Here is a 23,756-nt window from a genome sequence, read left to right on the forward strand (position 1 = left end):
TCGAGATTTTCCATGACCAAACCAATCCCCGAGGTGACCCCGAACACCTGGAGCTTTCTGCGCGATGCGATGATCAAACCCACCGGGTTTCGTGAATATGATGCCCGCTGGAAATACCCTGACGAGATCAACCTGCCGGGGATGACGGCTCTTGGTCTTGGTTTGGGAACTCAGATGCACAAGCGTGGGATCGAGCCGGTAATCGCGGTCGGCAACGACTACCGCGACTATTCTCTGGCGATCAAGAATGCGTTGATTCTGGGCCTCATGCAGGCCGGCATCCAGGTCAAGGATATTGGCCCGGCGCTCAGCCCGATGGCGTATTTCGCCCAATTCCACCTGGATGTTCCTGCGGTCGCCATGGTGACGGCCAGCCACAACCCCAACGGCTGGACCGGGGTGAAGATGGGCTTTGACCGCCCTCTGACCCACGGCCCTGACGAAATGGCCGAGCTGCGCGACATCGTGCTGAACGGCGAAGGCGTGGCACGCCCCGGCGGGTCCTATGAATTCGTGGACGGCGTGAAAGAGGCCTATATCGACGATCTGGTCGGTGATTTCAAAATGTCACGCCCCCTCAAGGTGGTGTGCGCGACAGGGAACGGCACCGCATCTGCCTTTGCCCCCGAGATCTTTGAGCGGATCGGGGTCGAGGTCGTGCCCAGCCACAACCGGTTGGATTACACCTTCCCCAACTACAATCCGAACCCCGAAGCGATGGAGATGTTGCACGACATGGCTGACGCCGTCAAAGCCAGCGGGGCGGACCTGGCGCTTGGGTTTGACGGAGACGGCGATCGCTGCGGTGTGGTCGATGACGAGGGCGAGGAGATCTTTGCCGACAAGGTCGGTGTCATAATGGCGCGTGATTTGGCCAAGCTGCATCCCGGCGCGACATTCGTGGCCGACGTGAAATCGACCGGCCTGTTCGCCAGCGATCCCGAACTGCAGGCCCATGGCGTCAAGGCGGATTACTGGAAAACCGGCCACAGCCACATGAAACGGCGCGTGAAGGAGATCGGCGCTTTGGCCGGGTTCGAAAAGTCGGGCCATTACTTTCTGGCCGAGCCAATCGGGCGTGGATACGACTGCGGAATGCGGGTCGCGGTGGAAATCTGCAAACTGATGGACCGCAACCCGGGACAGAGCATGTCCGATCTGCGTCGCGCCCTGCCCAAGACGTGGTCGACCCCGACCATGTCGCCCTATGCTGCCGATACCGAAAAGTATGACATCCTCGCCCGCTTGGTGGACAAGCTGGTTGCCAAGGCAGAGGCGGGTGAAACATTGGCCGGTCGGCCGATCAAGGAAGTCGTGACCGTCAATGGTGCCCGCGTCATCCTCGACAATGGAAGTTGGGGCCTGGTCCGGGCGTCTTCGAACACGCCCAACCTGGTGGTGGTCTGCGAAAGCAGCGAGAGCGAAGATGAGATGCGGGCAATTTTCGCCGATATCGATGCCGTGATCCGCACCGAGCCAGGTGTGGGCGACTACGACCAGACGATCTGAGCAAAAAAGGGGCGCGGAGGCGCCCCTTTCTCAATCCCGTCCCAGCAGTTTAAGCAAACCCTTCTTGGCCTCGTCCTCAAGCTTCTGCTTCAGTACATCTTCGACCTGTTCGCTGTCGGAGATGGTTGTATTCAACTCCTCTCCGACCTTCTTCAGCGCCTTGTCCTTCGCGTCCTGCTCCAGTTCCTTGAGCTTTTCTTCCGTCGCAGCTTCGATCACCTTGCTCAGGTCGGGCTTGATCGACGGATCGCTCCACGGCCCCTTGATCCGCACGGGAACGGCAATGCCATTGCCCCCGTTCGCCCGCAGCGCGACCGGCGTGAACACATAGTCGATATCCCGCGCGCCCAGCCCGACACGGCCCGCGCCATCGGCACGGAAATTGTCAAGCTGCATCAGAAGGTCGTTGTTCGTCAGGTTGCCGTCCTGAATCGTGTAGGTGGCAGTCAGGCTGTTGAAGACGGTGGCTCCTCCACTGCCTTCGCCGCGCCCCATCAGACGATCCAGATCAAACCCGGAGATCACCCCCTTGCCGACGTCCAGGCTGCCCTTGCCGCTGAGCGAGCGCATGATCTGCGCTTCGGTTTGCCCCACGCCCAGGAATTGTAATGTTCCGGACGCAGTACCGGACAGACGTTCGACACCGCCCAATGTGGTCAAAGCCTGCTTGAGGTCGATACCGGTGGCGGTCAGGTTGCCCCCGACCGACAGTCCGTTTCTGTTGTTGGCAACGACTTCTCCGGTCAGCTTTCCGGAAAACAGCGTGGCCGGTTCCATTTTCAGAACCGCGCGCGACCGATCCAGGCTGAGGCTTAGATCGCTGGGGCCAAAGGTCATATCCGGAATAGCGATCGAATTGGCTTTCAACCGGATCGTTCCATTTGCCAACGAAAGGGGTGACGCGTCGATCGGCGCCTGGGACCAGCCTTCGGGCGCTTGTTTGCCTCCTCCGCCCGTGCCGCCGCTGTTGGGCGCGCTGCCGGCCGTTGCCTGCGTCAGGTCAAGGTCACCGGTGCTCAGCCGCGCAGTAATCTTTGGTGGGCTTGCGATAACGATATCGGCGGCACCGTCAAAACTGTTCTGATCCAGAACGGCCCGCATATCCCGCAAGGAAATGCGCCCATCCTTGGTGTAGGTCATATGGCCGGACACATCCGCGACCCGTCCAAGTCCCATGGGGACTGACACCCCACCCTGACCAAAAGCGGCCAGCATCGCGTCGGTGTTTGGGGTCCGGACATGAGTTTTTCCGTCCATTTCACCGGCCAAGTTGACGCGCCCGTCAAAACTGATCTCTCCGCCCGGCGCTGTCAGGCCAAGAACCAATGGCGTCACCGCACCACTGGAGAAGGCAGGTAAATCAGGAATTTCCAGATCAACCTCAACCGCGCCACCGGGCACCGGCATTGATGCACTCATCTTCATCGGCGCAGTGACATCGGGCCAACTGGCCTTCAGATCGACCCCGGAAAAATCCATCTGAGGGACACCGTTTTCCACATAAACCAGACGCGCGTTGCTGAGCTCCAGTTGGTCAAGGGTCACGGTTCCGGTCTCGGTCGGTGCCGCTGAGTTGGGTGCGGGCGCATCTGCATTGCCAGAGCCCGTGTTTGACGCCCCGGTTTGCGACGCTGACATTTCCCAGTTGCCCCGCCCTTGTGACAGCTCCAGCCGCAAGACGGGATCTTCGGCCACGACGCGCCGGATACGCACATCCCCCGCCAACAGCGCTGATGCGTCCACGCCAACTGCCAGGCTTTGCGCGCTCAGCATCGGTTCGGAGCTGGCCCAGGGCGCGTTCCCAAACGTAACCGGCCCGGTTTCCATTCCCAGAACCGGCCAAAAGGACAGGCGGACATCACCGGACAACGTCAGTTCACGCCCGGTCTGCGCCTTGACCTGTTCAGCGAGGATTTTGCCCAGCTTGTCGCCGGGCATCAAAAGCAACGCCCCGATCACCAGCCCCGCGACCGCAACCAGAATGAATAGAATGCGTATCAGCCACTTCATGATTTGCTCTCTGCCTTGCCGGCTTTTTGCCTCAGCTTCGATGTTCCTCGCGTGCGAAGGATTTGCAAGGGGAAGATTTCCCCACTATATGCCGCGCAATGAGCACCAACCCGCCAAACCTACGCCCCGATCTGGCACCCGCAGCCCGGATCACCGACGCACCGCGCAGCGGCCAACCCACCATCGGAATGGTGTCCTTGGGATGTCCCAAGGCACTGGTCGACAGCGAGCGCATCCTGACGCGCCTGCGCGCCGAAGGATACGGGATCTCGCCCAACTATTCAGGTGCGGATGCCGTGATCGTGAACACCTGCGGGTTTCTGGACAGCGCCAAGGCCGAAAGCCTCGAAGCAATCGGCGAGGCGCTGGTGGAAAATGGCAAGGTCATCGTGACCGGGTGCCTGGGCGCGGAACCTGACTACATCCGCGAACATCACCCCCGGATCCTGGCCGTGACCGGGCCGCACCAGTATGAACAGGTGCTGGATGCCGTTCACGCCGCCGTTCCGCCTGATCCCAATCCGTATGTGGATCTGTTGCCGGCTTCGGGCGTGAAGCTGACCCCGCGCCACTACAGCTATCTCAAGATTTCCGAGGGCTGTAATCACAAGTGCAAGTTCTGCATCATCCCGGATATGCGCGGAAAACTGGCCAGCCGACCGGCCCACGCCGTTCTGCGCGAGGCTGAAAAACTGGTCGACAGCGGTGTGCGCGAATTACTGGTGATCAGCCAGGACACCTCGGCCTTTGGCCTGGATCGAAAATACGACGTGAACCCCTGGAAAGACCGGGAGGTGCGCAGCCACATTACCGATCTGGCCCGTGAACTGGGCCAACTGGATGCGTGGATACGACTGCACTACGTCTACCCCTATCCACATGTGCGCGAGTTGATCCCGCTGATGGCGGATGCAGGCAGCAACCTTTTGCCCTACTTGGACATCCCGTTCCAACACGCGCATCCGGACGTTCTGAAACGAATGGCGCGCCCCGCTGCCGGCGCCAAGACACTGGACGAGATCGCCGCCTGGCGCGCGATTTGCCCAGACATCACGCTGCGATCGACCTTCATTGTCGGCTACCCCGGGGAGACCGAGGCCGAGTTCCAGACCCTGCTGGATTGGATGGACGAGGCGCAGTTGGATCGCGTCGGGTGCTTCCAATACGAAAACGTTGAAGGGGCCCGCTCGAACGACTTGCCGGATCACGTCCCGGATGAGATCAAGCAAGAGCGCTGGGAGCGTTTCATGCAAAAGGCCCAGGCGATCTCCGAAGCAAAACTCGCGTCAAAAGTGGGCCAGAGAATCCAAGTGATCGTGGACGAGGTGGATGCCGAGGCCGCCACCTGCCGCACCAAGTCAGACGCGCCTGAGATCGATGGCAACCTGTTCATCGACGACGGTCATGAAAACCTGAAACCCGGCGACATCGTCCTTGTTCAGGTCGACGAGGCTGGTGAATACGATCTGTGGGGGAAGCTGGTGCGCTGAACCGCCATCCGGCGGAAGAAGGCAGACGGCCCCCAAATCGGGACCGTCTGCAAAAAGCTTATTGAGTGACCGGGTTACACACGGTCTGGCCGGCCTCGGTGGTGGCCAGTTCATAGCCTGCCGAACAGCTGGGCGAGCCATATTTGTCATAGCTTGGCTGAACGTAAACCGGGGTGGGCTCTTCCTGCTGCGAGCAAGCAGTCAGGATCAAAACAAAGGCGCCGGCGGCAGCGAATTTCAGTTTCATGTCCATCAATCCTTTAATACTTTTCTGATATTGCCCAACTTTTCGGGGCCAGGCTAAGGATACGGGCAGTTCGGCTTTCTGGCAACAGATACGGTCACATCCGTGTGATCAGAGGCGAATCCACGCTTGCACCGCGACGTGCCACCGCCGGACCGGGACGCGCGAACTACACATTTCTCTGCGTTGGGCTAAGCTCACGGATGTCCCTTTCAACAGCCGGAGCGCCAGAATGCCAAAAGGATCTCAAATCGCCCAGAAATCGCCCTACCCCATCGAGGTGACTGAAGGCAAAAGCTACTTCTGGTGCGCTTGCGGACGCTCCAAACGTCAGCCATTCTGCGACGGTTCGCACAAGGAAACCGGGGTCGAGCCGGTAAAATATGTAGCAGAATCAAGCAAGAAGGTCTTCTTCTGCGGATGCAAGCAAACCGCTAATCCGCCGCTGTGCGACGGAAGCCATTCCAAGCTTTAGGCCAATCAGGTCAGCGCATTCAAAGCCTTGGCATTCGCGCAAAATTCCGGGGCGGCGGTCGCCCGGCTCTGTTGGCACGCAAGCCAGACGGCACATCTTTCGCTGCAGTCAGCGGCTCGACAACGGGTCACCATTTCGCTGTATCCCTGCGCGGTCAGCCGCCCTTCGGCGATGGCTTCGGACAGCGAGATTTCCATGCAGCGCGCAACCGACCGCGTTAGCCAGAAGTGTTTTTCTATGTCTCCGAGTCGCACATGTTTCATTGTTTTTCCTGATTCTGCAGCGTCTTAAGTTTGGCGAATCGGTTCCGGTTCGGACATGTCTCTGGGGCCTCAACCCTGCCACCTCGGTGCGTCTGCCAATCGGTACAGTCGCAAGCCCACTCGCAGCCCCGGCACCGTCCCACCATGCGGGCCCATTCGTCGGGACTGAGCCGACCCGTGCGATGGGCATCTACAAGGTCAACGCCGGTCGCCTGCCCCATCCGCAGAACAAGGCGTACATGTTTCATGGTCTGGCCAAGGACGTTCATGGTTCTGCCCGTCCGCGCTAGGGTGCAAGCCTGGCCAGCAACTCCTGGTTTCGGCAATACTCCGGTGGCCGTCCGTCGCTGTTTTGAAGCGCCAACGCGCGGTCGCAGTGATCGGGGTTCGTACAGCCTGTACAGCGCAGCACCGCGTCGGTGATTTCGTCGATGGAAACCGAACCGCCGATTGCGGCCTCCTGCAGGTCAACGCCCAGTTTCAGGGCCATTCGATCCACCAAAGCGGCGTGGCGGCGCAGTTCTTCGCGTCTGGACATCCGAGTTCCTTTCGCTGTCTCGCTGAAAAGAACACTAGCGCCATAACCCCGCGGCGCCCTTGATTCAGGTCAAGAGACTACCCCCAGGTCGTCCAGGTAGGCCCGTGTGGCGTCCTGGACGCGCCTGAAACGATCTCCGCCCAGCTTTTTGCCGCCATACCATCGGGTCACAATGACCACGTGATCCTGCACACCGGCGCGTTCCAACATGCGCAATATGACCATCCCCGCACCGGTTTCGCCATCATCTGCCTTGAGAGCGCCGGTCGGCAAAATCGCGGCCCACGTGTTATGGGTCGCCTTGGCATATGCCTTGTCCGATTTAAGGTCGCGCAATACCGCATCGACCTCATCTCGCGACCTGACGGGCGCGCCGCTCACCGCGTATTTCGAGCCTCGGTCCGTCAGCACGACCCCCATCCGCTGGATCTGGGTCATTGGGTCAAGCCGAGCTGGGCGGCTGTTTCCAGAACAACATCGATGCGCTTGGCATTGGGCGGATGAGACGCCAGAAAGCGGTCACCCGGATCGGGAATCCGGCCGAAGTAGGCCATGCCGACCAGCGGATTGTACCCGGCCGAATAGGTGATCAAAGTTCCCATCCGGTCCGCTTCAAGCTCGAATTCTTTCGTGTAGCTCTGAACTCCGACCTCGGCACCCAGCTTCTGAGCACGTTCAATTCCTGCCGCGTCCTCGCCTTGCGCCTCAGCCAGTTCTCCGAAAATTCGAGCCCCTTCCTTGGCGTTTTTTACCTGCCGGGCGATGTGGCCCAGGATGTGATGCGCCGCCTCGTGTCCCATCACGAACGCCATCTCGTCAGCGTTCTGCGTCGACTTGACCATTTCCTGCGTGAAAATGATGAACGGACGCCCATCCTTGTCCAACGTTTGGAACGCATTTGGCTCGGCAAACGGATCCGTGTCGATCAGAATGCCGAAATCGCAGTTCTGCCCCCGTGTCTCGCGCTGACAGACTTTTTGCGCCGCCGCCCCGACCGATCTGCTGACCTGCTGAAACGTCAGTGCCGAGTCGCGCAGTTCGGGCGAGGATGGTGACCAATCATCAACCGCAATGAACCCGCCCGCAGTGCATGCGGACACAACCAAGACCAGCAAAAACCTGAGGCGGTGCATTCCGGATCCTTTCTGTTCGTGCCGGCAGGAAAGCTTAGCGCGATGTGGCCCCCCTGACCACAGCCCGAAACCCAATCAGCGGGTTGCATTGCGATCGCAGGCTGGGCAGTCTGGGAACATGTTTTCGATTGAGCATGAATTCGACTCGACAGTCATTACCCTGGTGGACGAAGGCCCGGAGCCTTTGCAAGAAGACGTGGTGATCAACAGTTTCGCCGAGTGCGTAACGATCGAGCAGTTGGACCCCCGAACGGACCAGATGCAGAAAATCACCCTTTCGCCCGAACAGGTGCGCGATCTTGCCGCCGCTCTGGATCTGCCCGAAGGGGTCTACCAGATCAGGGAGACACCAGCCTAGGGATCGTAGACAAAGACCTTGTCGCGCCCTGTATGGCCTTTTTTCAGCGTCAAAGCTGACGGTGAGGCACCCATGGCCCGGGCCAGCAGCTTGACCACGGCCAGGTTCGCCTTTCCATCCTCGGGCACGGCGGTGACAGCGATGTGCACTGTCGCCCCGTTGAAAAAAATCCGGTCCTGCGCAGCTTTGGGAGTCACCCGCACGGGAATCGATTGCCCGGGTCGCGCCAGATGCGCAAGGTCCGGCAGGTTTCGCAGTTTCGGTTTTGCCATCACGTTCTCTTCCGCATTTGGACGGTGCCGGGTGGCACAATATCCAACAGTTTTGCATCTTGCCCTTGAAACCGGCGCGTGTCTGCCCGAGATACGACAGAACCATGTAAAGGAATTTAACATATGACGCTGAAAAACCCGGCTGCGTTCGAGTTCCTGCAGTCGCGCAGGTCGCGGCCCGCCAAGACGTTGATGGCCCCGGCGCCGACCCGCGACGAATTGATCCCGTTGCTGACCGCAGCCGCTCGCAGCCCCGATCATGGCAAGTTGGAACCTTGGCGTTTCATCGTCATCGAAAAAGCCGCAATGCCGCGATTGGCCGATCTGACCGAGGAACGAGGCGTTGCGCTGGGGAAAAGCCCCGAAGACATTGCCAAGGCCCGTAGTCAGTTCGATATGGGGCATCTCGCTGTTGCCGTCATCGAAGTGCAAAAACCATCGCCGAAAATCCCTGGAATCGAACAAACCTACTCGGCCGGGGCGGTCTGCCTTGCACTGCTCAACGCAGCCCTTGCTGCGGGTTGGGGTGCCAACTGGCTTTCAGGTTGGCAGTCGCACGACCGCGAATTCTGCGAACGCGGTTTGGGTTTGGCCGACAATGAACGCATTGCCGGACTGATTCACATCGCAACCGAAGGGGCCGTTCCGCCCGAAAGGCCCCGCCCGGACGTGGCCGCAGTCACCGAGTGGGTGACGGAATGATCATCCTCAACGCGTTCTTCGCGGCCTTGGGGCAGCTCGGCGATGCTCGATTCCGATCGGTGCTACTGCGCGGTGTCGGCCTGACGATTGTGCTGCTTGTTGTTGCCTGTGCGGTTGCGATTTGGGGCATCAACGCCCTTTCTGGTCAGGAGATCTCGCTGCCATTTGTCGGAGACGTCCCGTGGTTGAACGACGTTCTGAACTATTCAGGGATCTTTCTGGTTCTGATCCTGCCGGTCTTTCTGATGGTGCCGGTGGCCTCAGCCATCACATCGATGTTTCTGGATGAGGTCGCACAGGCCGTTGAAGACCGGCATTACCCGAACCTCCCCCCTGTTCCGTCCGTCCCGATCTGGGACGCACTGTTGGACTCGTTGGGATTCTTGGGCGTTTTGATCGTGGCCAACGTAATGGCGCTGGTCCTCTACGCGCTGTTCACACCCCTCGCTCCGTTCATCTTTTGGGGAATGAACGGGTTTTTGCTGGGTCGGGAGTATTTCACGCTGGCGGCCATGCGCCGGATTGGGCGCGAAGGTGCGCGGGCGTTGCGGGCACGCCATGCCGGGACGATCTGGGTCGCCGGAACCTTGATGGCCATCCCCCTGTCGATCCCGCTGGTAAACCTTGTCATTCCGATCATCGGAGCCGCAACGTTCACGCATATCTTTCATGGGGTGTCGCGACAGGCCGAGCACTGATTACTCGCGCGGTTCCATCTGGTTCAACCAGTCGAAATCACGAACTGAGATTACGCCAGAAACAATGATCCCTGCGATCACCGCCCACAACACGATAGAAATACCGGTGGTGATCCAGATCTTTTTCTTCATGTGGTGAACTTCCGGAGCGCCCGCATGGGTCCCCGGCACGATGTCGCCCAGATCGCCCTGCGTCTTGATCCGGACCGGCAGCACGACCAACAAGGTCATGAACCAGATCACGGCGAACAATACCAGCGCAGCAGTGATTGTCATTTCGAGGCCTCCTCAGCCCGGCTCAGACTTGCTCCAGCTCCACAAGGCACCCGTTGAAGTCCTTGGGGTGCAGAAACAGCACAGGCTTGCCGTGCGCGCCGATTTTGGGCTCTCCGGTTCCCAGAACCCGGGCACCGGTCGCCTTCAGGTGATCCCGTGCGGCGATGATGTCCTCGACCTCATAACAGACATGGTGGATGCCACCCGCCGGGTTCTTTTCCAGGAAGCCGTTGATCGGGCTGTCGTCGCCCAGCGGGTACAGCAGCTCGATCTTGGTATTGGGCAGTTCGATGAAGACCACCGTAACCCCATGATCCGGTTCATCCTGAGGTTCACCAACCTTGGCGCCCAGCGCGTTGCGGTATTGGGCGGATGCGGCCTCGAGGTCGGGCACGGCGATGGCGACATGGTTCAGGCGGCCAATCATGGCGGTCTCCTCTGTTCTGCGTTGCAGCGTTTATGGGGGCTGCCCTGTCAAAGGGCAAGTGCGCCAAAACGCGCGTTAACCCTGTGTTAGCCAGGAGTTCCTAGCGTGGGGCATCTGCTGAAAGGAGTTCTGCCATGGACGATTCGGTGCCGTTCGCCCCATCCGCCGTCGCCCCCAGCGCCAACCGGCCTTTGCTGGGTCAGACCATTCTGGTTGTCGAGGACAGTCGTTATGCCTGTGATGCGATGCGACTGATGTGCCTGCACAGTGGCGCCCGCATTCGCAGGGCCGATTGCCTGAGGTCGGCGCGCAGGCACCTTCAGATCTATCGCCCGTCGGTGATCGTGGTGGATATGGGCCTGCCGGACGGCTCTGGCGCAGACCTGATCGCGGAACTGAACGCGGTTTCCCCACGTATCAGCGTCATCCTTGGTATGTCCGGCGACGACTGCGCCGAAACGCTTGCCTTGCAAGCCGGAGCCGATGGTTTTCTGGCGAAACCGTTGAATTCGCTGATCAGCTTCCAAAGGGCCATCCTGGAGAACCTCCCCGAAGACCGCCGTCCGGGTTCGCTCCAATCCGTCAAAGACGAACAGATCTGCCCCGATCCGCTGGCTTATCAGGATGACATGGCGCATATCGCAGATGTTCTGACCGGGCCTGCGGATTCACGCACGCTGGACTATGCCGCGCAATTCCTGCGCGGTGTTGCCCGAGATGCCGAGGATACGGTTCTGGAACAAGCAGCCCATGACCTCGCATCCTCGCGCGCCAAGGGCGCTCCGGTAACAGCTTTGGCTGCGCGCGTTGCCGGTCTTGTCCAAAGCCGTCTGGAAAGACGAAAGGCGATCTGAATGACACTGGCCTATTTCGTGACAACAGCCATGCTCTGCGCTTGGTGGTATTGGCACACCCGCAGATCCGCACGGACCATTCGCGCCAACCGCGAAAAACAGCCGAACTGGCTGGACTGATTTCAAGTTCAAGGGATTTTAGCCACTTGGAAAACGCGGGCACCGATAAGCACTGAAGTACTTGGCGGAAAGTTCGCTTCGCGCCACCGCAGTAGTTTTGACCGCACCCAAAGGTTTTTCACACTCTGGGTACGGTCCTTGGCTCATTCCTGAGGGATGACCCGCAGGCCCAGTTCCATCAGCTGATCCGAAGTCGGGTCCGAAGGCGCTTGCATCATCAGATCTTCGGCGCGCTGGTTCATCGGGAACATCATGACCTCGCGGATGTTGGCCTCGTCCGCAAGCAGCATGACGATCCGGTCGATACCGGCGGCGCAGCCCCCGTGCGGCGGAGCTCCATAGTGGAACGCGTTGAACAGCGCGCCAAAGCGGCTTTTGACCTCGTCCTCGCCGTAGCCGGCCAGTTCGAACGCCTTGAGCATGATTTCGGGCTTGTGGTTCCGGATCGCACCCGACACCAGCTCGTAACCGTTGCAGGCCAGGTCGTACTGATAGCCCTTGACCTCAAGCGGGTCGCCCTGCAGCGCCTCCATGCCACCCTGCGGCATCGAGAACGGGTTGTGTTCGAAATCGATCTCGCCGGTTTCCTCGTCCTTCTCGTAGATCGGGAAATCCACGATCCAGGCAAAGGCGAACCGGTCCTTGTCGGTCAGGCCCAGCTCTTCGCCGATAACGTCGCGCGCCTTGCCGGCGACTTTTTCAAAGGCTTTGGGCTTACCACCCAGGAAGAACGCCGCGTCACCGACCCCAAGGCCCAGCTGCTGGCGAATTGCCTCGGTGCGTTCAGGGCCGATGTTCTTGGCCAGCGGGCCGGCCGCTTCCATCCCCTCACCCTGATCACGCCAGAAGATATAGCCCATACCGGGCAGACCTTCTTTCTGTGCAAAGGCGTTCATGCGGTCGCAGAACTTGCGGCTGCCGCCACCCGGCGCGGGGATCGCGCGGATCTCGGTACCTTCCTGTTCCAGCAGCTTGGCGAAAATCGCGAAACCGGACCCGCGGAAGTGTTCAGACACCACTTGCATCTTGATCGGGTTGCGCAGATCGGGCTTGTCGGTGCCATACCACAGCGCCGCGTCCTTGTAGGAAATCTGCGGCCATTCCTGATCAACCTTCCGGCCACCGCCGAATTCTTCAAAGATCCCCGTCAGAACTGGCTGGATGGTATCGAACACGTCCTGCTGGGTGACAAAGGACATCTCGAGGTCGAGTTGGTAGAAATCCGTGGGCGACCGGTCGGCGCGCGGGTCTTCGTCGCGGAAGCAGGGCGCGATTTGGAAATACTTGTCGAAGCCCGACACCATGATCAGCTGCTTGAACTGCTGCGGCGCCTGCGGCAACGCATAGAACTTGCCCGGATGCAGACGCGAGGGCACCAGGAAGTCGCGCGCGCCCTCGGGGCTGGAGGCGGTGATGATCGGCGTCTGATATTCGCGGAAGCCCTGATCCCACATGCGGCGGCGCATGCTGGCCACCACGTCCGAGCGCAGCGCCATATTGCGCTGCATCGCCTCGCGGCGCAGGTCCAGGTAGCGATAGCGCAGGCGGGTTTCTTCGGGGTATTCCTGATCGCCGAACACCATCAGCGGCAGTTCCTCGGCCGCGCCCAGCACTTCCAGTTCGCGGACATAGACCTCGATCTCGCCGGTGGGAAGCTTGGGGTTCACCAACTCGGGATCGCGCGCCTTGACCGTGCCGTCGATGCGGATGCACCATTCCGAGCGCACTTTCTCCAACGCGCTGAACGCGGCGCTGTCGCCGTCGCACAGGACCTGGGTCACGCCGTAGTGGTCACGCAGGTCGATGAACAGCACGCCGCCGTGATCTCGCACCCGGTGAACCCAGCCCGACAGGCGGACGGTTTCACCGACATTGGCGGCGGTCAGATCGGCGCAGGTGTGGCTGCGATAGGCGTGCATGGATGATATCCCTTCGGGCGCTGAATTCGTCGCGCCGATACACCGCGATCGGGTCGGGAAGTCAAGTGTCGGGGCGCGATGCGGGCCGGAATGCAGACAAATTCGAAAAAAATCGCTATGTTTCGGACATGTGAACTCAAATAGTTTTCCCGGCACGCGGGAGCCAGGCCCCTTGAGCAAGGAGGTTTTCGGCCGATGTGGCAAACTGTTTTGGATCGCGTATTGCGGGGTTTCATCACCCGCGGAACTCTGCGGATCACCTATCCTGACGGGACGGCGCGCACCTATGGCGACGCCACGCAGCCCGAGGCGCATATCACCCTGCATGACCCTGCATTGATGGCGCGCCTGGTGCACAGCCCCGAGATGGCATTTGGCGAGGGCTACATCGACGGCACCCTGACCGTCGACGAAGGCGGTTTGGAAAGCGCCATGCGGATCGCGATTCGATGTGCGGCCAGCGGGTCATTGCCCCTGCTGCAGCAGATCCAGGACTGGGCCGGGTATCTGCTGCGGCCGATCCTGCAGCGCAACTCGGTCCGCTCGGCGCGGCGCAACGTGGCGCATCACTATGACCTTTCCGACGACTTCTACCGGCTGATGCTGGACCCTGACATGCAGTACAGCTGCGCCTATTTCCAGCAGCCCTGGATGACTTTGGAACAGGCACAAGCCGCCAAAAAGGCGCATATCGCGCGTAAGCTGTGCCTTGAGCCCGGCATGCGCGTGCTGGACATCGGCTGCGGCTGGGGCGGTCTGGCCCTGACGCTGGCACGTGACCACGGCGTGCAGGTGACCGGGCTGACCCTGTCGCAGAACCAGCACCGCACCGCGACCGCGCGGGTGCAGAAGGCCGGGCTGACCGACCGCATCGACATTCGGCTGATGGACTACCGGCAGATGCAGGATCAGTTCGACCGGATCGTCTCGGTCGGGATGCTGGAGCATGTGGGCGCGCCACAGCTGCGCACCTATTTCGACCGGGTCGCAGCCCTGTTGAAGCCCGACGGCGTGGCGTTGATCCATTCCATCGGCCGCAACGGGCCGCCCACCGGCCAGTCGCCCTGGCTGAACAAGTACATCTTCCCGGGCGGCTATGTCCCGTCGCTCGAGGAAATCGTCAAACCCGTGGCACGCACCGGTCTGTGGTTTCTGGATGTCGAAAGCCTGCGGCTGCATTATGCCCTGACCCTGCGTGCTTGGCGCGACCGGTTCGAGAGCAACCTGAACCAGGTGCGCGCGATGTATGACGACCGGTTCATCCGCATGTGGCGGTTCTATCTGACCGCCTGCATCCTGGTGTTCGAGGAGCGCGACCAGACCGTGTTCCAACTGCAGCTGGGTCATCGCCGCGACGCGGCGCCGTTGACGCGGGACTATCTGTATCAGCCCGATCAGGACATGCGCGATGCCGCGGAGTAAAGCACCTAGAACGGGCGCTGCACGTTTCCGGAATAGAAGAACACGCCCAGCCCGGCGGCAAAGATGATGTTGCCCGCGATCGCGTGCAGCAGCACCGCATAGAAGAACGACCCGCGCTTGCGGTAGGCCCAGGAAAACAGCAGCCCGCCCGCGAATGTCATCACGGTGACGATCCAGCTCCAATACATCAGGTGGGCAAAGGCAAACAGCCCGGCGTTCAGCAACGGCAAGGCCGCGCCGTTAGGCAGGATCGCGTGATAGCGGCGATAGAACAGCGTGCGGAACAGCAGTTCTTGCGGCAGTGCCGACAGCAACGGATAGCCCAGCCAGATCACGACCAGAAATTCGGGCCGGTTCAGCAGCAGGAAAAAGGCCGCATCGGGGCGCGTAGCCATCACTAGGGCCGAACAGATTGCCGCCATTGCCAATGAAAACCCGATCACCTCGGCCCAGCGCCAGTTGCGCCAGCCATAGCGCAGCTCGGCCCAGGAAAAGCCCGGAGTGCGATGCAGCAAGGCGATTCCGATGGCGGTGAAGAAGAACAGAGCCGGAAACATCCAGTCGGGTGGAAACAGAACCGCGATTAGCAAGGGAACCGCGACATAGAACGCCACGAATTCAGCCTTCAGGCGCAGGTTCGACACCTGCAATCCACGCGCGGAGCTGCGGTCGCTCATGGCAGCATTACCTTGGCCGGTATCAAACCGCGTAAGGAATTGCCCATCCAGACCCGGTGCGCGGCGACTAGGTCATGCAGGGTCAGGACCGCCTCGGTCGCGCGTCCGGTTTCGATCAACTCCTCACGCAGTATGCCCGGCAGCAGGCCCGCGGCAACCGGAGGTGTCAGCAGGCGCCCGTCTTCAGTTTCGACGAACAGGTTGGTGATGGTGCCCTCGCACAGTTCATCCCGTTCGTTCAGGAACAACAGCTCGTCCACGCCGTCGGGTAATTCCGCCCGCGCTTGATCGTAGATCGCGCGGCGGGTGGTCTTGTGGCGCAGCCAGATGTCCGAGGACGTCAGCCTTGTTGTCGCCAGACCCACCGTCCAGCCCGGCGGGTTGTCTGCCAAAGGCCCCGTGGTGATCTTGGGTGCACCGGTCAGGTCCAGAGTCAACCGACACCGCAGCCGATCAGCGCCGGACGCACCGTCCACCACTTCGCCGACGCGCCGCACGTCGAACCGAACACCCAGCCAGTCAGCCGTCCGCGCCATGCGCCGCAGGTGACGGGTCACACGTACAAAGCCCTGCCCGGGTCGAAACGCAAAGGTTTCGATCAGGCGGAAATCAGGCTCAGTTGGTGCGCGAACCGGGCTTTCCATAGCGCTTCCTCGTATTCCGATGCGGCGGTGCTGTCCCAGACGACGCCTCCGCCGACGTTCAACGTGGCCCGATTGCCCTCGACCATCAAGGTCCGGATTGCGACGTTGAACTCCGACCGCCCGTCCGGCGCGGCCCAGCCGATGGTGCCGCAGTAGATGTCGCGCGGCCAGGGCTCCAGATCCGACAGAATCTCCATCGCACGGATCTTGGGCGCCCCGGTAATCGATCCACAGGGAAACAGCGCCGCCAGGATGTCGGACAGCCCGGCCCCCACCTGCAGCCGCGCCTGCACCAGCGACACCATCTGATGCACGGTGGCGTAGGTCTCGACCTTGAACAGCTCGGGCACCTGAACGGTTCCCGGCAGCGCCACGCGGCTGATGTCATTGCGCAGCAGGTCCACGATCATCAGGTTCTCGGCCCGGTTCTTTTCGTCCGAGGACAGGAAATCGCGCCGCCGCGCATCTTCGGCCAGATCGGCGCTGCGCGGCTGGGTGCCCTTCATCGGCCGGGTCTCGATCATCCCGTCGGCATCGGTGCGGAAGAACAGCTCGGGCGAACGGCTGAGCAAGTCGGGCAGCCCGTCCTGCTGCACCAGCGCGCCATGGCCGACCGGCTGCCCGGCGGTCAGCGCGGCATAGAGCGCGGCACTGTCGCCCTCGGTTTCCAGGTCGATGGGAAAGGTCAGGTTGGCCTGATAGATGTCCCCGGCCCCGATCGCATCATGCACGGCGCGGAAGGCTTCGGCATAGCGCGCCTCGCTCCAACGCGGCTGGAACGCGCTCAAACCGGCCGCACCGGGCGGCAGGTCCTGCACGCTTGGGCCATCGAACACCCCAAAGCACAAAAGCGGCAATCGACAATTCGCGGGCAGCCTTGCGGTCAGTTTCGGCTCAAGCGCATAGCCAAGCTCGTAGCTGGCATATCCGGCCAGCCAGCCGCCCTGCGCGCGCGCGTCATCCAGCGCCGCCAATGCCTGGGGCACCTGCTCCGCCCGGTCGGCGCGGATCACCTGGGCAGGCCGGTCGAAACCGGTGCCCGGACCGGCGGGTCCATGATCGAAACGAATGCGCAATTGCTTCCTCATCTGTCGTGCAGCGGCATATAGAGAATACGGTGCCAAGGGAAAGGGGGGAAAGCGGCAATTTCGCTTCCGTTTCCGATCCCCCTTGCACCTTTTGCCCGGGTCCCTATAACGCACGACAATTTGGGCGCATGGGCGGCGCCCGCGACTCGTGCAAAATCGAAGGGGCCAGGCCATGCCGAAGAGAACCGACATCCAGTCGATCATGATCATCGGGGCGGGGCCCATTGTCATTGGGCAAGCTTGCGAATTCGACTATTCCGGCGCCCAGGCCTGCAAGGCCCTGCGCGAGGAAGGGTATCGGGTCATCTTGGTGAACTCGAACCCCGCAACGATCATGACCGACCCCGAACTGGCCGACGCCACCTATATCGAGCCGATCACGCCCGAGGTCGTCGCCAAGATCATCGAAAAGGAACGCCCTGACGCCCTGCTGCCTACGATGGGAGGTCAGACCGGCCTGAACACCTCCTTGGCGCTGGAGGAGATGGGCGTGCTGGAAAAATTCGGAGTCGAGATGATCGGGGCCAAGCGCGAGGCCATCGAGATGGCCGAGGACCGTAAGCTGTTCCGCGAAGCGATGGACCGCCTAGGCCTTGAAAACCCAAAGGCCACCATCATCACCGCCCCGAAAAAGGCCGACGGCTCTGCCGATCTGGATGCCGGCGTGCAAATGGCCCTGGACGAGCTGGAAAACATCGGCCTGCCCGCGATCATCCGCCCGGCCTTTACTCTGGGCGGCACCGGCGGCGGTGTGGCTTACAACCGTGAGGATTACATCCACTTTTGCCGCTCGGGCATGGATGCCTCGCCGGTGAACCAGATCCTCGTCGACGAAAGCCTTCTGGGCTGGAAAGAATATGAAATGGAGGTGGTGCGCGACACCGCCGACAACGCGATCATCGTCTGCTCGATCGAGAACGTCGATCCGATGGGCGTACATACCGGCGACTCGATCACCGTGGCCCCGGCGCTGACGCTGACCGACAAGGAATACCAGATCATGCGCAACGGCTCGATCGCCGTTCTGCGCGAGATCGGGGTCGAAACGGGCGGGTCGAACGTGCAATGGGCGATCAACCCGGCAGACGGCCGCATGGTCGTGATCGAGATGAACCCGCGTGTGTCGCGCTCGTCGGCGCTGGCGTCGAAGGCGACAGGCTTCCCGATCGCCAAGATCGCCGCCAAGCTGGCGGTGGGCTACACGCTGGACGAGCTGGACAATGACATCACCAAGGTCACGCCTGCGTCTTTCGAACCGACCATCGACTATGTCGTCACCAAGATCCCGAAATTCGCCTTCGAGAAATTCCCCGGATCCGAGCCCTACCTGACCACCGCGATGAAATCGGTGGGTGAAGCCATGTCCATCGGTCGTACCATCCACGAATCGATGCAAAAGGCGCTGGCTTCGATGGAATCGGGCCTGACCGGGTTTGACGAAGTTGAAATTCCGGGCCTCAGCATCGGCCCATGGGATGCGGTCGAAAGCAGCGACGACAAGGCACATGTCATCAAGGCCATCAGCCAGCAGACACCCGACCGTTTGCGCACCATCGCACAGGCGATGCGCCACGGTCTGACCGACGACGAAATCTTTGCCGTCACCAAGTTCGACCCGTGGTTCCTGGCCCGTATCCGCGAGATCATCGACGCGGAGCGCACCGTCCGCAAGGACGGCCTGCCGATAACCGAGGACGGCCTGCGCCGGCTCAAGATGCTGGGCTTTACCGACGCGCGTCTGGGCAATCTGGCCGGCCGCGACGAGGCCAACGTGCGCCGCGCCCGCCACAACCTGGGCGTCACCGCCGTTTTCAAGCGGATCGACACCTGCGCCGCCGAGTTCGAGGCGCAGACGCCATACATGTACTCGACCTACGAGGCCCCAACGATGGGCGAGGTCGAATGCGAGGCGCGCCCCAGCGACCGCAAGAAGGTCGTCATTCTGGGCGGCGGCCCCAACCGGATCGGCCAGGGGATCGAGTTCGACTATTGCTGCTGCCACGCCTGTTTCGCGCTGACCGACGCGGGCTATGAAACCATCATGGTCAACTGCAACCCCGAGACGGTGTCGACCGACTACGACACCTCGGACCGGCTGTATTTCGAGCCGCTGACCTTCGAGCATGTGATGGAGATCCTGCGGACCGAGCAGCAGAACGGCACACTGCACGGCGTGATTGTTCAGTTCGGTGGTCAGACCCCGCTGAAGCTGGCCAATGCGCTCGAGGCCGAAGGTATTCCGATCCTGGGCACCACGCCCGACGCGATCGACCTGGCCGAAGACCGCGAACGGTTCCAGGCACTGGTCAACGATCTGGGCCTGAAACAACCCAAGAACGGCATCGCTTCGACCGACGCGCAAGCGCTTGAGATTGCAGAAGAGATCGAGTTCCCGCTGGTGATCCGCCCGTCCTACGTGCTGGGCGGCCGCGCGATGGAGATCGTGCGCGACATGGATCAGCTGAAGCGCTACATTAACGAGGCCGTGGTGGTCTCGGGCGACAGCCCCGTGCTGCTGGACAGCTACTTGGCCGGGGCGGTCGAACTGGACGTGGACGCGCTGTGCGACGGCAAGGATGTCCATGTGGCCGGCATCATGCAGCATATCGAAGAGGCCGGCGTGCACTCGGGCGACTCGGCCTGTTCGCTGCCGCCCTATTCGCTGTCGAAAGAGATCATCTCCGAAATCAAGGACCAGACCTACAAGCTGGCCAAGGCGCTGAACGTCGTGGGCCTGATGAACGTGCAGTTCGCGATCAAGGATGACGAGATCTACCTGATCGAGGTCAACCCGCGCGCCAGCCGCACCGTGCCCTTCGTGGCCAAGGCGACCGACAGCGCAATCGCCTCGATCGCCGCACGGGTGATGGCGGGCGAGCCGCTTTCGAACTTCCCGCAACGCCCGCCCTACAAGGAGGGTCAGGATACCAAGATCGCTGACCAGATGACCCTGGCCGACCCGGACATGCCGTGGTTCTCGGTGAAAGAAGCGGTGCTGCCCTTCGCCCGCTTCCCCGGTGTCGATACCATCCTTGGCCCCGAGATGCGCTCGACCGGTGAGGTCATGGGCTGGGACCGCGACTTCCCCCGCGCCTTCCTCAAGGCGCAGATGGGCGCGGGCATGGTGCTGCCGTCCAAGGGACGGGCTTTCATCTCGATCAAGGATGCCGACAAGGGTCCGGCGATGATCGAGGCTGCGCAGGTTCTGGTCGAGCAGGGATTCTCGCTGGTGGCCACCCGCGGAACACAGACCTGGCTGGAATCCAAGGGCGTGCCCTGTGACGTGGTCAACAAGGTCTACGAGGGCCGCCCCGATGTGGTGGACATGCTGAAGGACGGTCAGGTCCAGTTGGTCATGAACACCACCGAAGGCGCGCAGGCAGTTGAGGACAGCAAGGCCATCCGCTCGATCGCGCTCTATGACAAGATCCCCTACTACACCACGGCTGCGGCCAGCCACGCCGCCGCACTGGCCATCAAGGCGCAGGCTGAAGGGGATGTGGAGGTCAAATCGCTACAGGGCTGAAGCCCGCAGCGGACAAGCAAAAAGCCCCGGCCGTTCGCCGGGGCTTTTTTGTGGGATCATGCAGTCTGCGCCGCCAACCTGCGCTGTTCTTCCCGAGAGAAGAACAGCAGGTAGAACACCGGCGCGGCGACCATGGTCAGGATCGTCGCGAAAGCCAGACCACCCATGATCGTGACTGCCATCGACACGAAGAACGCGTCGGTCAGCAGCGGCGCCATCCCCAGGATCGTGGTGATCGCTGCCAGCATGACCGGGCGCAGACGCGAGACCGAGGCTTCGATGATCGCGTCGCGCAGAGGCTTGCCCGTGGCGCGGACAAGGTCGATCTCTTCGACCAGAACAATACCGTTCTTGATCAGCATCCCCGACAGGCTGAGAAGCCCGAGAAGCGCGGTGAATGTAAATGGCAGGCCCGTGCCCAGCAGCCCGATCACCACGCCGTTCACCGACATCGGCACCAGCAGCCAGATGATGACCGGTTGCCGGATCGCGTTGAACAGCAGTACCGAGATCAGAACCATGATCAAAAGGCTCAGCGGCAACTGTTTGCCAAGGCTGGCTTGCGCTTTGCCGGAATCTTCGAACTCGCCGCCCCATTCCAGTTTGTAGCCCAGCGGCAGCTCCATGTCCTCGATCGCATCGCGAACCTCGGAATGAACCTGTGCAGCGGTCAGGCCGGCCGGGATGTCTGCGCCAACCGTGACGGTCAGAACGCGATCGCGTCGATGCACCAGTGTATTGAGCGCTTTGTACTGGAACCCGTCCACCATCTGCTCGATCGGCACGAATTTCTGTGACTGGTCCGAGTACACCACTTGATCCACGATCGAGTATTCTCCGTCCGCCGGGCGACGCAGGATAATCGGGATCAGGCGGTCCCTCTCGCGGAACACGCCGCCGGTGATGCCGTCTGTCGAGAATTGCAGGGTGGCGGCGATGTCTTCGCGGGTGACACCGGCCGTCTGCGCACGCTCACTGGCATAGATCGGCTGGACCGCCAATTCCATTTCACGCCAGTCGTGATGCACGTCCAGCGCATTTGGCGATGCCGCCGACATGCGCCGCACCGCCTCGTCGGCCAGTTGCCGCAGGACGACCGGATCGCTGCCCGAGAACCGCGCCTCGATCGGGGTACCGCCGCCGGGGCCGAAGACCAGACGCTTGGTCCGGAATTCGCCTTCGGGGAATTGGGTTTCACCAAAGGCCTCCAGATCAGCACGCAGGACGGGAATGTCCTCGAGTGTTTCCGTTCGGATGATCATGTGCCCATAGCTTGGATTGGGCTTCTCGGCCGAATAGGTCAACATGAACCGCGTCGCGCCCTGCCCCACGAACGTGGTGACCGAGACGACATCATTCCGCTGGGCCAGCCAGTCTTCAAAGACTTGCATATCGGCACTCGTCCGCGCGATCGGTGTCCCCTGCGGCAGCTTGTAATGGACGAAGAACAGCGGCGTGTTGGAGTCCGGGAAAAACTGCTGTTTCACCATCGCGAAGCCGGCATAACAGACTACGGTGACCCCGACCAAACCGGCCACCACCAGCCAACGGAACCGCAATGCCCAGCGCAGGATCGCCCCATAGGTACGGAACAGGATGCCGCTATAGGCGTCGACATCCACGTCCTTGCCCTGTTTGAAGAAATAATGCCCCAATAACGGTGTCGCCGTGATGGCCAGCACCCAGCTCAGCAGCAAAGAGATCGCGATCACCGCAAACAACGAGAACAGGAATTCGCCCGTCGCATCCGGGCTGAGCCCAATCCCGGCAAATGCCATGATTCCGATGACCGTGGCCCCCAGAAGGGGGATCTGGGTCTTGGACGCGGCCTCGTCGGCAGCGTCGCGCGAGTTTTTCCCCTTGAGCATGGAGATCTGCATCCCCTCGGCCACCACGATGGCATTGTCGACCAGCATCCCCATCGCAATGATCAGCGCGCCCAGCGAAATGCGCTCCATCTCGATGGAAAACAGCGCCATGAACAGCAGGGTCCCGACAACGGTCAACAAAAGGGTCGAGCCCACAACGACCGCCGCGCGCCAACCCATGAATATTCCAAGCACCGCCACCACGATGGCAACCGACATGGCCAGGTTCACCAGAAAATCGTTCGAAGCCTGCTCGACCACGACGTGCTGCTGGTAGATCGGCAATACATCGACGCCCGCGGGAATTTCCACATCCAGTTCGGCCAGCTTGGCGTCGACGCGCTTTCCGACCTCCACGATGTTTTCCGTCGACAGGCCGGCAATACCCAGGGTGAAGGCTTCGACGCCGTTGAACCGGATCATGATGTCAGGATCGGTTTGACGGGCCCGGTAGACATCAGCCATGTCAAAGAGGTTGATCACTTGCCCCTGAGAGCCAACCGACAGCCCTGCGATCTCGGACACGCTGTCCGATCCGTCGGCCGTCAGGATCGTGGTGCGATCGTCGTTTGACCGAAGCGTCCCTGACGACTGGACCGAATTGGCGTTCGCGATTGCTTCGTTGATCGACTGCAACGGCACATTCTGGTTGACCGAAATGGCCAGGTCCGGCTCGATGAAAATGGCTTCGTCCGGCAAGCCCTGCACTTCAACGTCCGCAACGCCCTCAACGGTCAGCAACTCGCGCCGCAAGAAGGTCGACAATTCGTGCTTTTCGGCGTCGCTGAACCCTTCCGCGGTGACCGCATAGAAAAGACCGAACACGTCACCGAACCCGTCATTCACAAAAGGTTGGCTGACACCGGACGGCAATCCACGGGCCGCATCCCGGACCTTGGCGCGGAGTCGGGTCCAGATATCCGGCAATTCGCTGCCATCGTAGGTGGACTTGATCTCGACTTCGATCAGCGATTGACCGGGACGGTTGACCGAGGTGATGACATCGACCTCGCCCATCTGCTGGATGGCAGATTCCAAAGGTTCCGAGACCTCCTCGGCCACCTGTTCAGCCGTCGCACCGGGATACGTGGTCAACACTACGGCGTTCTTGATGGTAAAGGCCGGATCTTCGAGCCGCCCGAGCGACGAAAATCCCCAGATCCCACCCAGCAAGGCGATCAGGATCACCAGCCACGTATAGATCGGCCTGTCGATCGAGGCGCGTGCGATATTCATATTCGCC

At 61.3% G+C, this 23,756-nt stretch carries 24 protein-coding genes; 9 read left to right on the forward strand and 15 right to left on the reverse strand.

Annotated elements, in window-relative coordinates:
- Positions 1–12 precede the first annotated feature (12 nt).
- The gene (locus tag ACR0BA_RS07245; protein WP_170357172.1) at positions 13–1,509 is read left to right on the forward strand and encodes a phosphomannomutase/phosphoglucomutase; all 1,497 of its coding nucleotides are present in this window, start codon (positions 13–15) and stop codon (positions 1,507–1,509) included.
- A 30-nt stretch (positions 1,510–1,539) separates the two neighbouring features.
- On the opposite strand, the gene ACR0BA_RS07250 is transcribed toward ACR0BA_RS07245, so the two are convergent.
- Complete coding sequence (locus tag ACR0BA_RS07250) at positions 1,540–3,519, reverse strand: AsmA family protein (protein ID WP_480727114.1); 1,980 nt, start codon at positions 3,517–3,519, stop codon at positions 1,540–1,542.
- 98 nt (positions 3,520–3,617) lie between these two features.
- Here ACR0BA_RS07250 and rimO point away from each other — a divergent pair, with 98 nt between their 5' ends.
- Entirely contained in the window at positions 3,618–5,009 is a 1,392-nt protein-coding gene (rimO, locus tag ACR0BA_RS07255; RefSeq protein WP_480636551.1) for a 30S ribosomal protein S12 methylthiotransferase RimO, read from the forward strand.
- A 58-nt stretch (positions 5,010–5,067) separates the two neighbouring features.
- On the opposite strand, the gene ACR0BA_RS07260 is transcribed toward rimO, so the two are convergent.
- Positions 5,068–5,256: a hypothetical protein gene (locus ACR0BA_RS07260; protein ID WP_244952318.1), complete on the reverse strand. Its 189-nt coding sequence runs from the start codon at positions 5,254–5,256 to the stop codon at positions 5,068–5,070.
- 229 nt (positions 5,257–5,485) lie between these two features.
- Here ACR0BA_RS07260 and ACR0BA_RS07265 point away from each other — a divergent pair, with 229 nt between their 5' ends.
- Complete coding sequence (locus ACR0BA_RS07265; RefSeq protein ID WP_480727115.1) at positions 5,486–5,728, forward strand: CDGSH iron-sulfur domain-containing protein; 243 nt, start codon at positions 5,486–5,488, stop codon at positions 5,726–5,728.
- Between the two features lie 5 nt (positions 5,729–5,733).
- On the opposite strand, the gene ACR0BA_RS07270 is transcribed toward ACR0BA_RS07265, so the two are convergent.
- The 5 genes from ACR0BA_RS07270 to ACR0BA_RS07290 all read right to left on the reverse strand — a co-directional run bounded on the left by ACR0BA_RS07270 (position 5,734) and on the right by ACR0BA_RS07290 (position 7,662).
- Positions 5,734–5,991, reverse strand: coding sequence for a DUF6455 family protein (locus ACR0BA_RS07270; RefSeq protein WP_093964699.1), 258 nt, complete (start codon positions 5,989–5,991; stop codon positions 5,734–5,736).
- Positions 5,988–6,260 (reverse strand): DUF6455 family protein, encoded by a 273-nt coding sequence (locus ACR0BA_RS07275; protein ID WP_480727116.1) that lies wholly within the window; start codon positions 6,258–6,260, stop codon positions 5,988–5,990. The genes ACR0BA_RS07270 and ACR0BA_RS07275 overlap by 4 nt, the downstream gene beginning before the upstream one ends.
- A gap of 17 nt (positions 6,261–6,277) precedes the next feature.
- Complete coding sequence (locus ACR0BA_RS07280) at positions 6,278–6,529, reverse strand: DUF6455 family protein (protein WP_170450899.1); 252 nt, start codon at positions 6,527–6,529, stop codon at positions 6,278–6,280.
- 69 nt (positions 6,530–6,598) lie between these two features.
- Entirely contained in the window at positions 6,599–6,967 is a 369-nt protein-coding gene (locus tag ACR0BA_RS07285) for a YigZ family protein (RefSeq protein WP_222457376.1), read from the reverse strand.
- Entirely contained in the window at positions 6,964–7,662 is a 699-nt protein-coding gene (locus ACR0BA_RS07290) for a M48 family metalloprotease (protein WP_480727117.1), read from the reverse strand. The genes ACR0BA_RS07285 and ACR0BA_RS07290 overlap by 4 nt, the downstream gene beginning before the upstream one ends.
- A 118-nt stretch (positions 7,663–7,780) precedes the next feature.
- Between ACR0BA_RS07290 and ACR0BA_RS07295 the strand changes: the two genes are divergently transcribed.
- On the forward strand, positions 7,781–8,020 hold the full coding sequence (locus tag ACR0BA_RS07295) for a hypothetical protein (protein ID WP_093964694.1): 240 nt from the start codon (positions 7,781–7,783) through the stop codon (positions 8,018–8,020).
- Here the strand turns inward: ACR0BA_RS07295 and ACR0BA_RS07300 are convergent.
- Positions 8,017–8,292, reverse strand: coding sequence for a DUF167 domain-containing protein (locus tag ACR0BA_RS07300; RefSeq protein ID WP_480727119.1), 276 nt, complete (start codon positions 8,290–8,292; stop codon positions 8,017–8,019). The two genes, ACR0BA_RS07295 and ACR0BA_RS07300, sit on opposite strands and share 4 nt — an antisense overlap.
- Positions 8,293–8,415: 123 nt before the next feature.
- On the opposite strand from ACR0BA_RS07300, the gene ACR0BA_RS07305 reads away from it, so the two are divergent.
- Both ACR0BA_RS07305 and ACR0BA_RS07310 read left to right on the forward strand, forming a co-directional pair.
- Positions 8,416–8,994 (forward strand): nitroreductase family protein, encoded by a 579-nt coding sequence (locus tag ACR0BA_RS07305; RefSeq protein ID WP_480727120.1) that lies wholly within the window; start codon positions 8,416–8,418, stop codon positions 8,992–8,994.
- Positions 8,991–9,692, forward strand: coding sequence for an EI24 domain-containing protein (locus tag ACR0BA_RS07310; RefSeq protein ID WP_480727122.1), 702 nt, complete (start codon positions 8,991–8,993; stop codon positions 9,690–9,692). The genes ACR0BA_RS07305 and ACR0BA_RS07310 overlap by 4 nt, the downstream gene beginning before the upstream one ends.
- Here ACR0BA_RS07310 and ACR0BA_RS07315 read toward each other — a convergent pair whose 3' ends face one another.
- Entirely contained in the window at positions 9,693–9,968 is a 276-nt protein-coding gene (locus ACR0BA_RS07315; RefSeq protein ID WP_093964691.1) for a DUF1467 family protein, read from the reverse strand. It abuts the gene before it with no gap.
- 22 nt (positions 9,969–9,990) lie between these two features.
- A complete protein-coding gene (mce, locus tag ACR0BA_RS07320) occupies positions 9,991–10,395 on the reverse strand; it encodes a methylmalonyl-CoA epimerase (RefSeq protein ID WP_093964690.1) in 405 nt (134 codons plus the stop codon).
- 134 nt (positions 10,396–10,529) lie between these two features.
- Here mce and ACR0BA_RS07325 point away from each other — a divergent pair, with 134 nt between their 5' ends.
- Positions 10,530–11,249 carry a response regulator gene (locus ACR0BA_RS07325; RefSeq protein WP_480727124.1) on the forward strand — a complete coding sequence of 240 codons (720 nt, stop codon included), beginning with the start codon at positions 10,530–10,532 and terminating at the stop codon, positions 11,247–11,249.
- 263 nt (positions 11,250–11,512) lie between these two features.
- Here the strand turns inward: ACR0BA_RS07325 and aspS are convergent, their stop codons facing one another.
- On the reverse strand, positions 11,513–13,288 hold the full coding sequence (gene aspS, locus ACR0BA_RS07330) for an aspartate--tRNA ligase (protein ID WP_170364775.1): 1,776 nt from the start codon (positions 13,286–13,288) through the stop codon (positions 11,513–11,515).
- A 195-nt stretch (positions 13,289–13,483) separates the two neighbouring features.
- Here aspS and ACR0BA_RS07335 point away from each other — a divergent pair, with 195 nt between their 5' ends.
- A complete protein-coding gene (locus ACR0BA_RS07335; RefSeq protein ID WP_480727125.1) occupies positions 13,484–14,710 on the forward strand; it encodes a class I SAM-dependent methyltransferase in 1,227 nt (408 codons plus the stop codon).
- 5 nt (positions 14,711–14,715) lie between these two features.
- On the opposite strand, the gene ACR0BA_RS07340 is transcribed toward ACR0BA_RS07335, so the two are convergent.
- The 3 genes from ACR0BA_RS07340 to ACR0BA_RS07350 are packed head-to-tail and all read right to left on the reverse strand — an operon-like array spanning position 14,716 to position 17,107.
- A complete protein-coding gene (locus tag ACR0BA_RS07340; protein ID WP_480727126.1) occupies positions 14,716–15,387 on the reverse strand; it encodes a CPBP family intramembrane glutamic endopeptidase in 672 nt (223 codons plus the stop codon).
- Entirely contained in the window at positions 15,384–16,031 is a 648-nt protein-coding gene (locus ACR0BA_RS07345; protein WP_480727128.1) for an aminotransferase class IV family protein, read from the reverse strand. Before ACR0BA_RS07345 ends, ACR0BA_RS07340 begins: the two co-directional genes overlap by 4 nt.
- Positions 15,986–17,107, reverse strand: a complete 1,122-nt coding sequence (locus tag ACR0BA_RS07350) for an aminodeoxychorismate synthase component I (protein ID WP_480727129.1) — start codon at positions 17,105–17,107, stop codon at positions 15,986–15,988. The genes ACR0BA_RS07345 and ACR0BA_RS07350 overlap by 46 nt, the downstream gene beginning before the upstream one ends.
- Positions 17,108–17,291: 184 nt before the next feature.
- On the opposite strand from ACR0BA_RS07350, the gene carB reads away from it, so the two are divergent.
- Positions 17,292–20,645, forward strand: a complete 3,354-nt coding sequence (gene carB / locus ACR0BA_RS07355) for a carbamoyl-phosphate synthase large subunit (protein ID WP_480727130.1) — start codon at positions 17,292–17,294, stop codon at positions 20,643–20,645.
- 56 nt (positions 20,646–20,701) lie between these two features.
- Here carB and ACR0BA_RS07360 read toward each other — a convergent pair whose 3' ends face one another.
- Entirely contained in the window at positions 20,702–23,749 is a 3,048-nt protein-coding gene (locus tag ACR0BA_RS07360) for an efflux RND transporter permease subunit (RefSeq protein WP_480727132.1), read from the reverse strand.
- Between the last annotated feature and the right edge of the window lie 7 nt (positions 23,750–23,756).

Source organism: Ruegeria sp. CI5 (assembly GCF_056536885.1).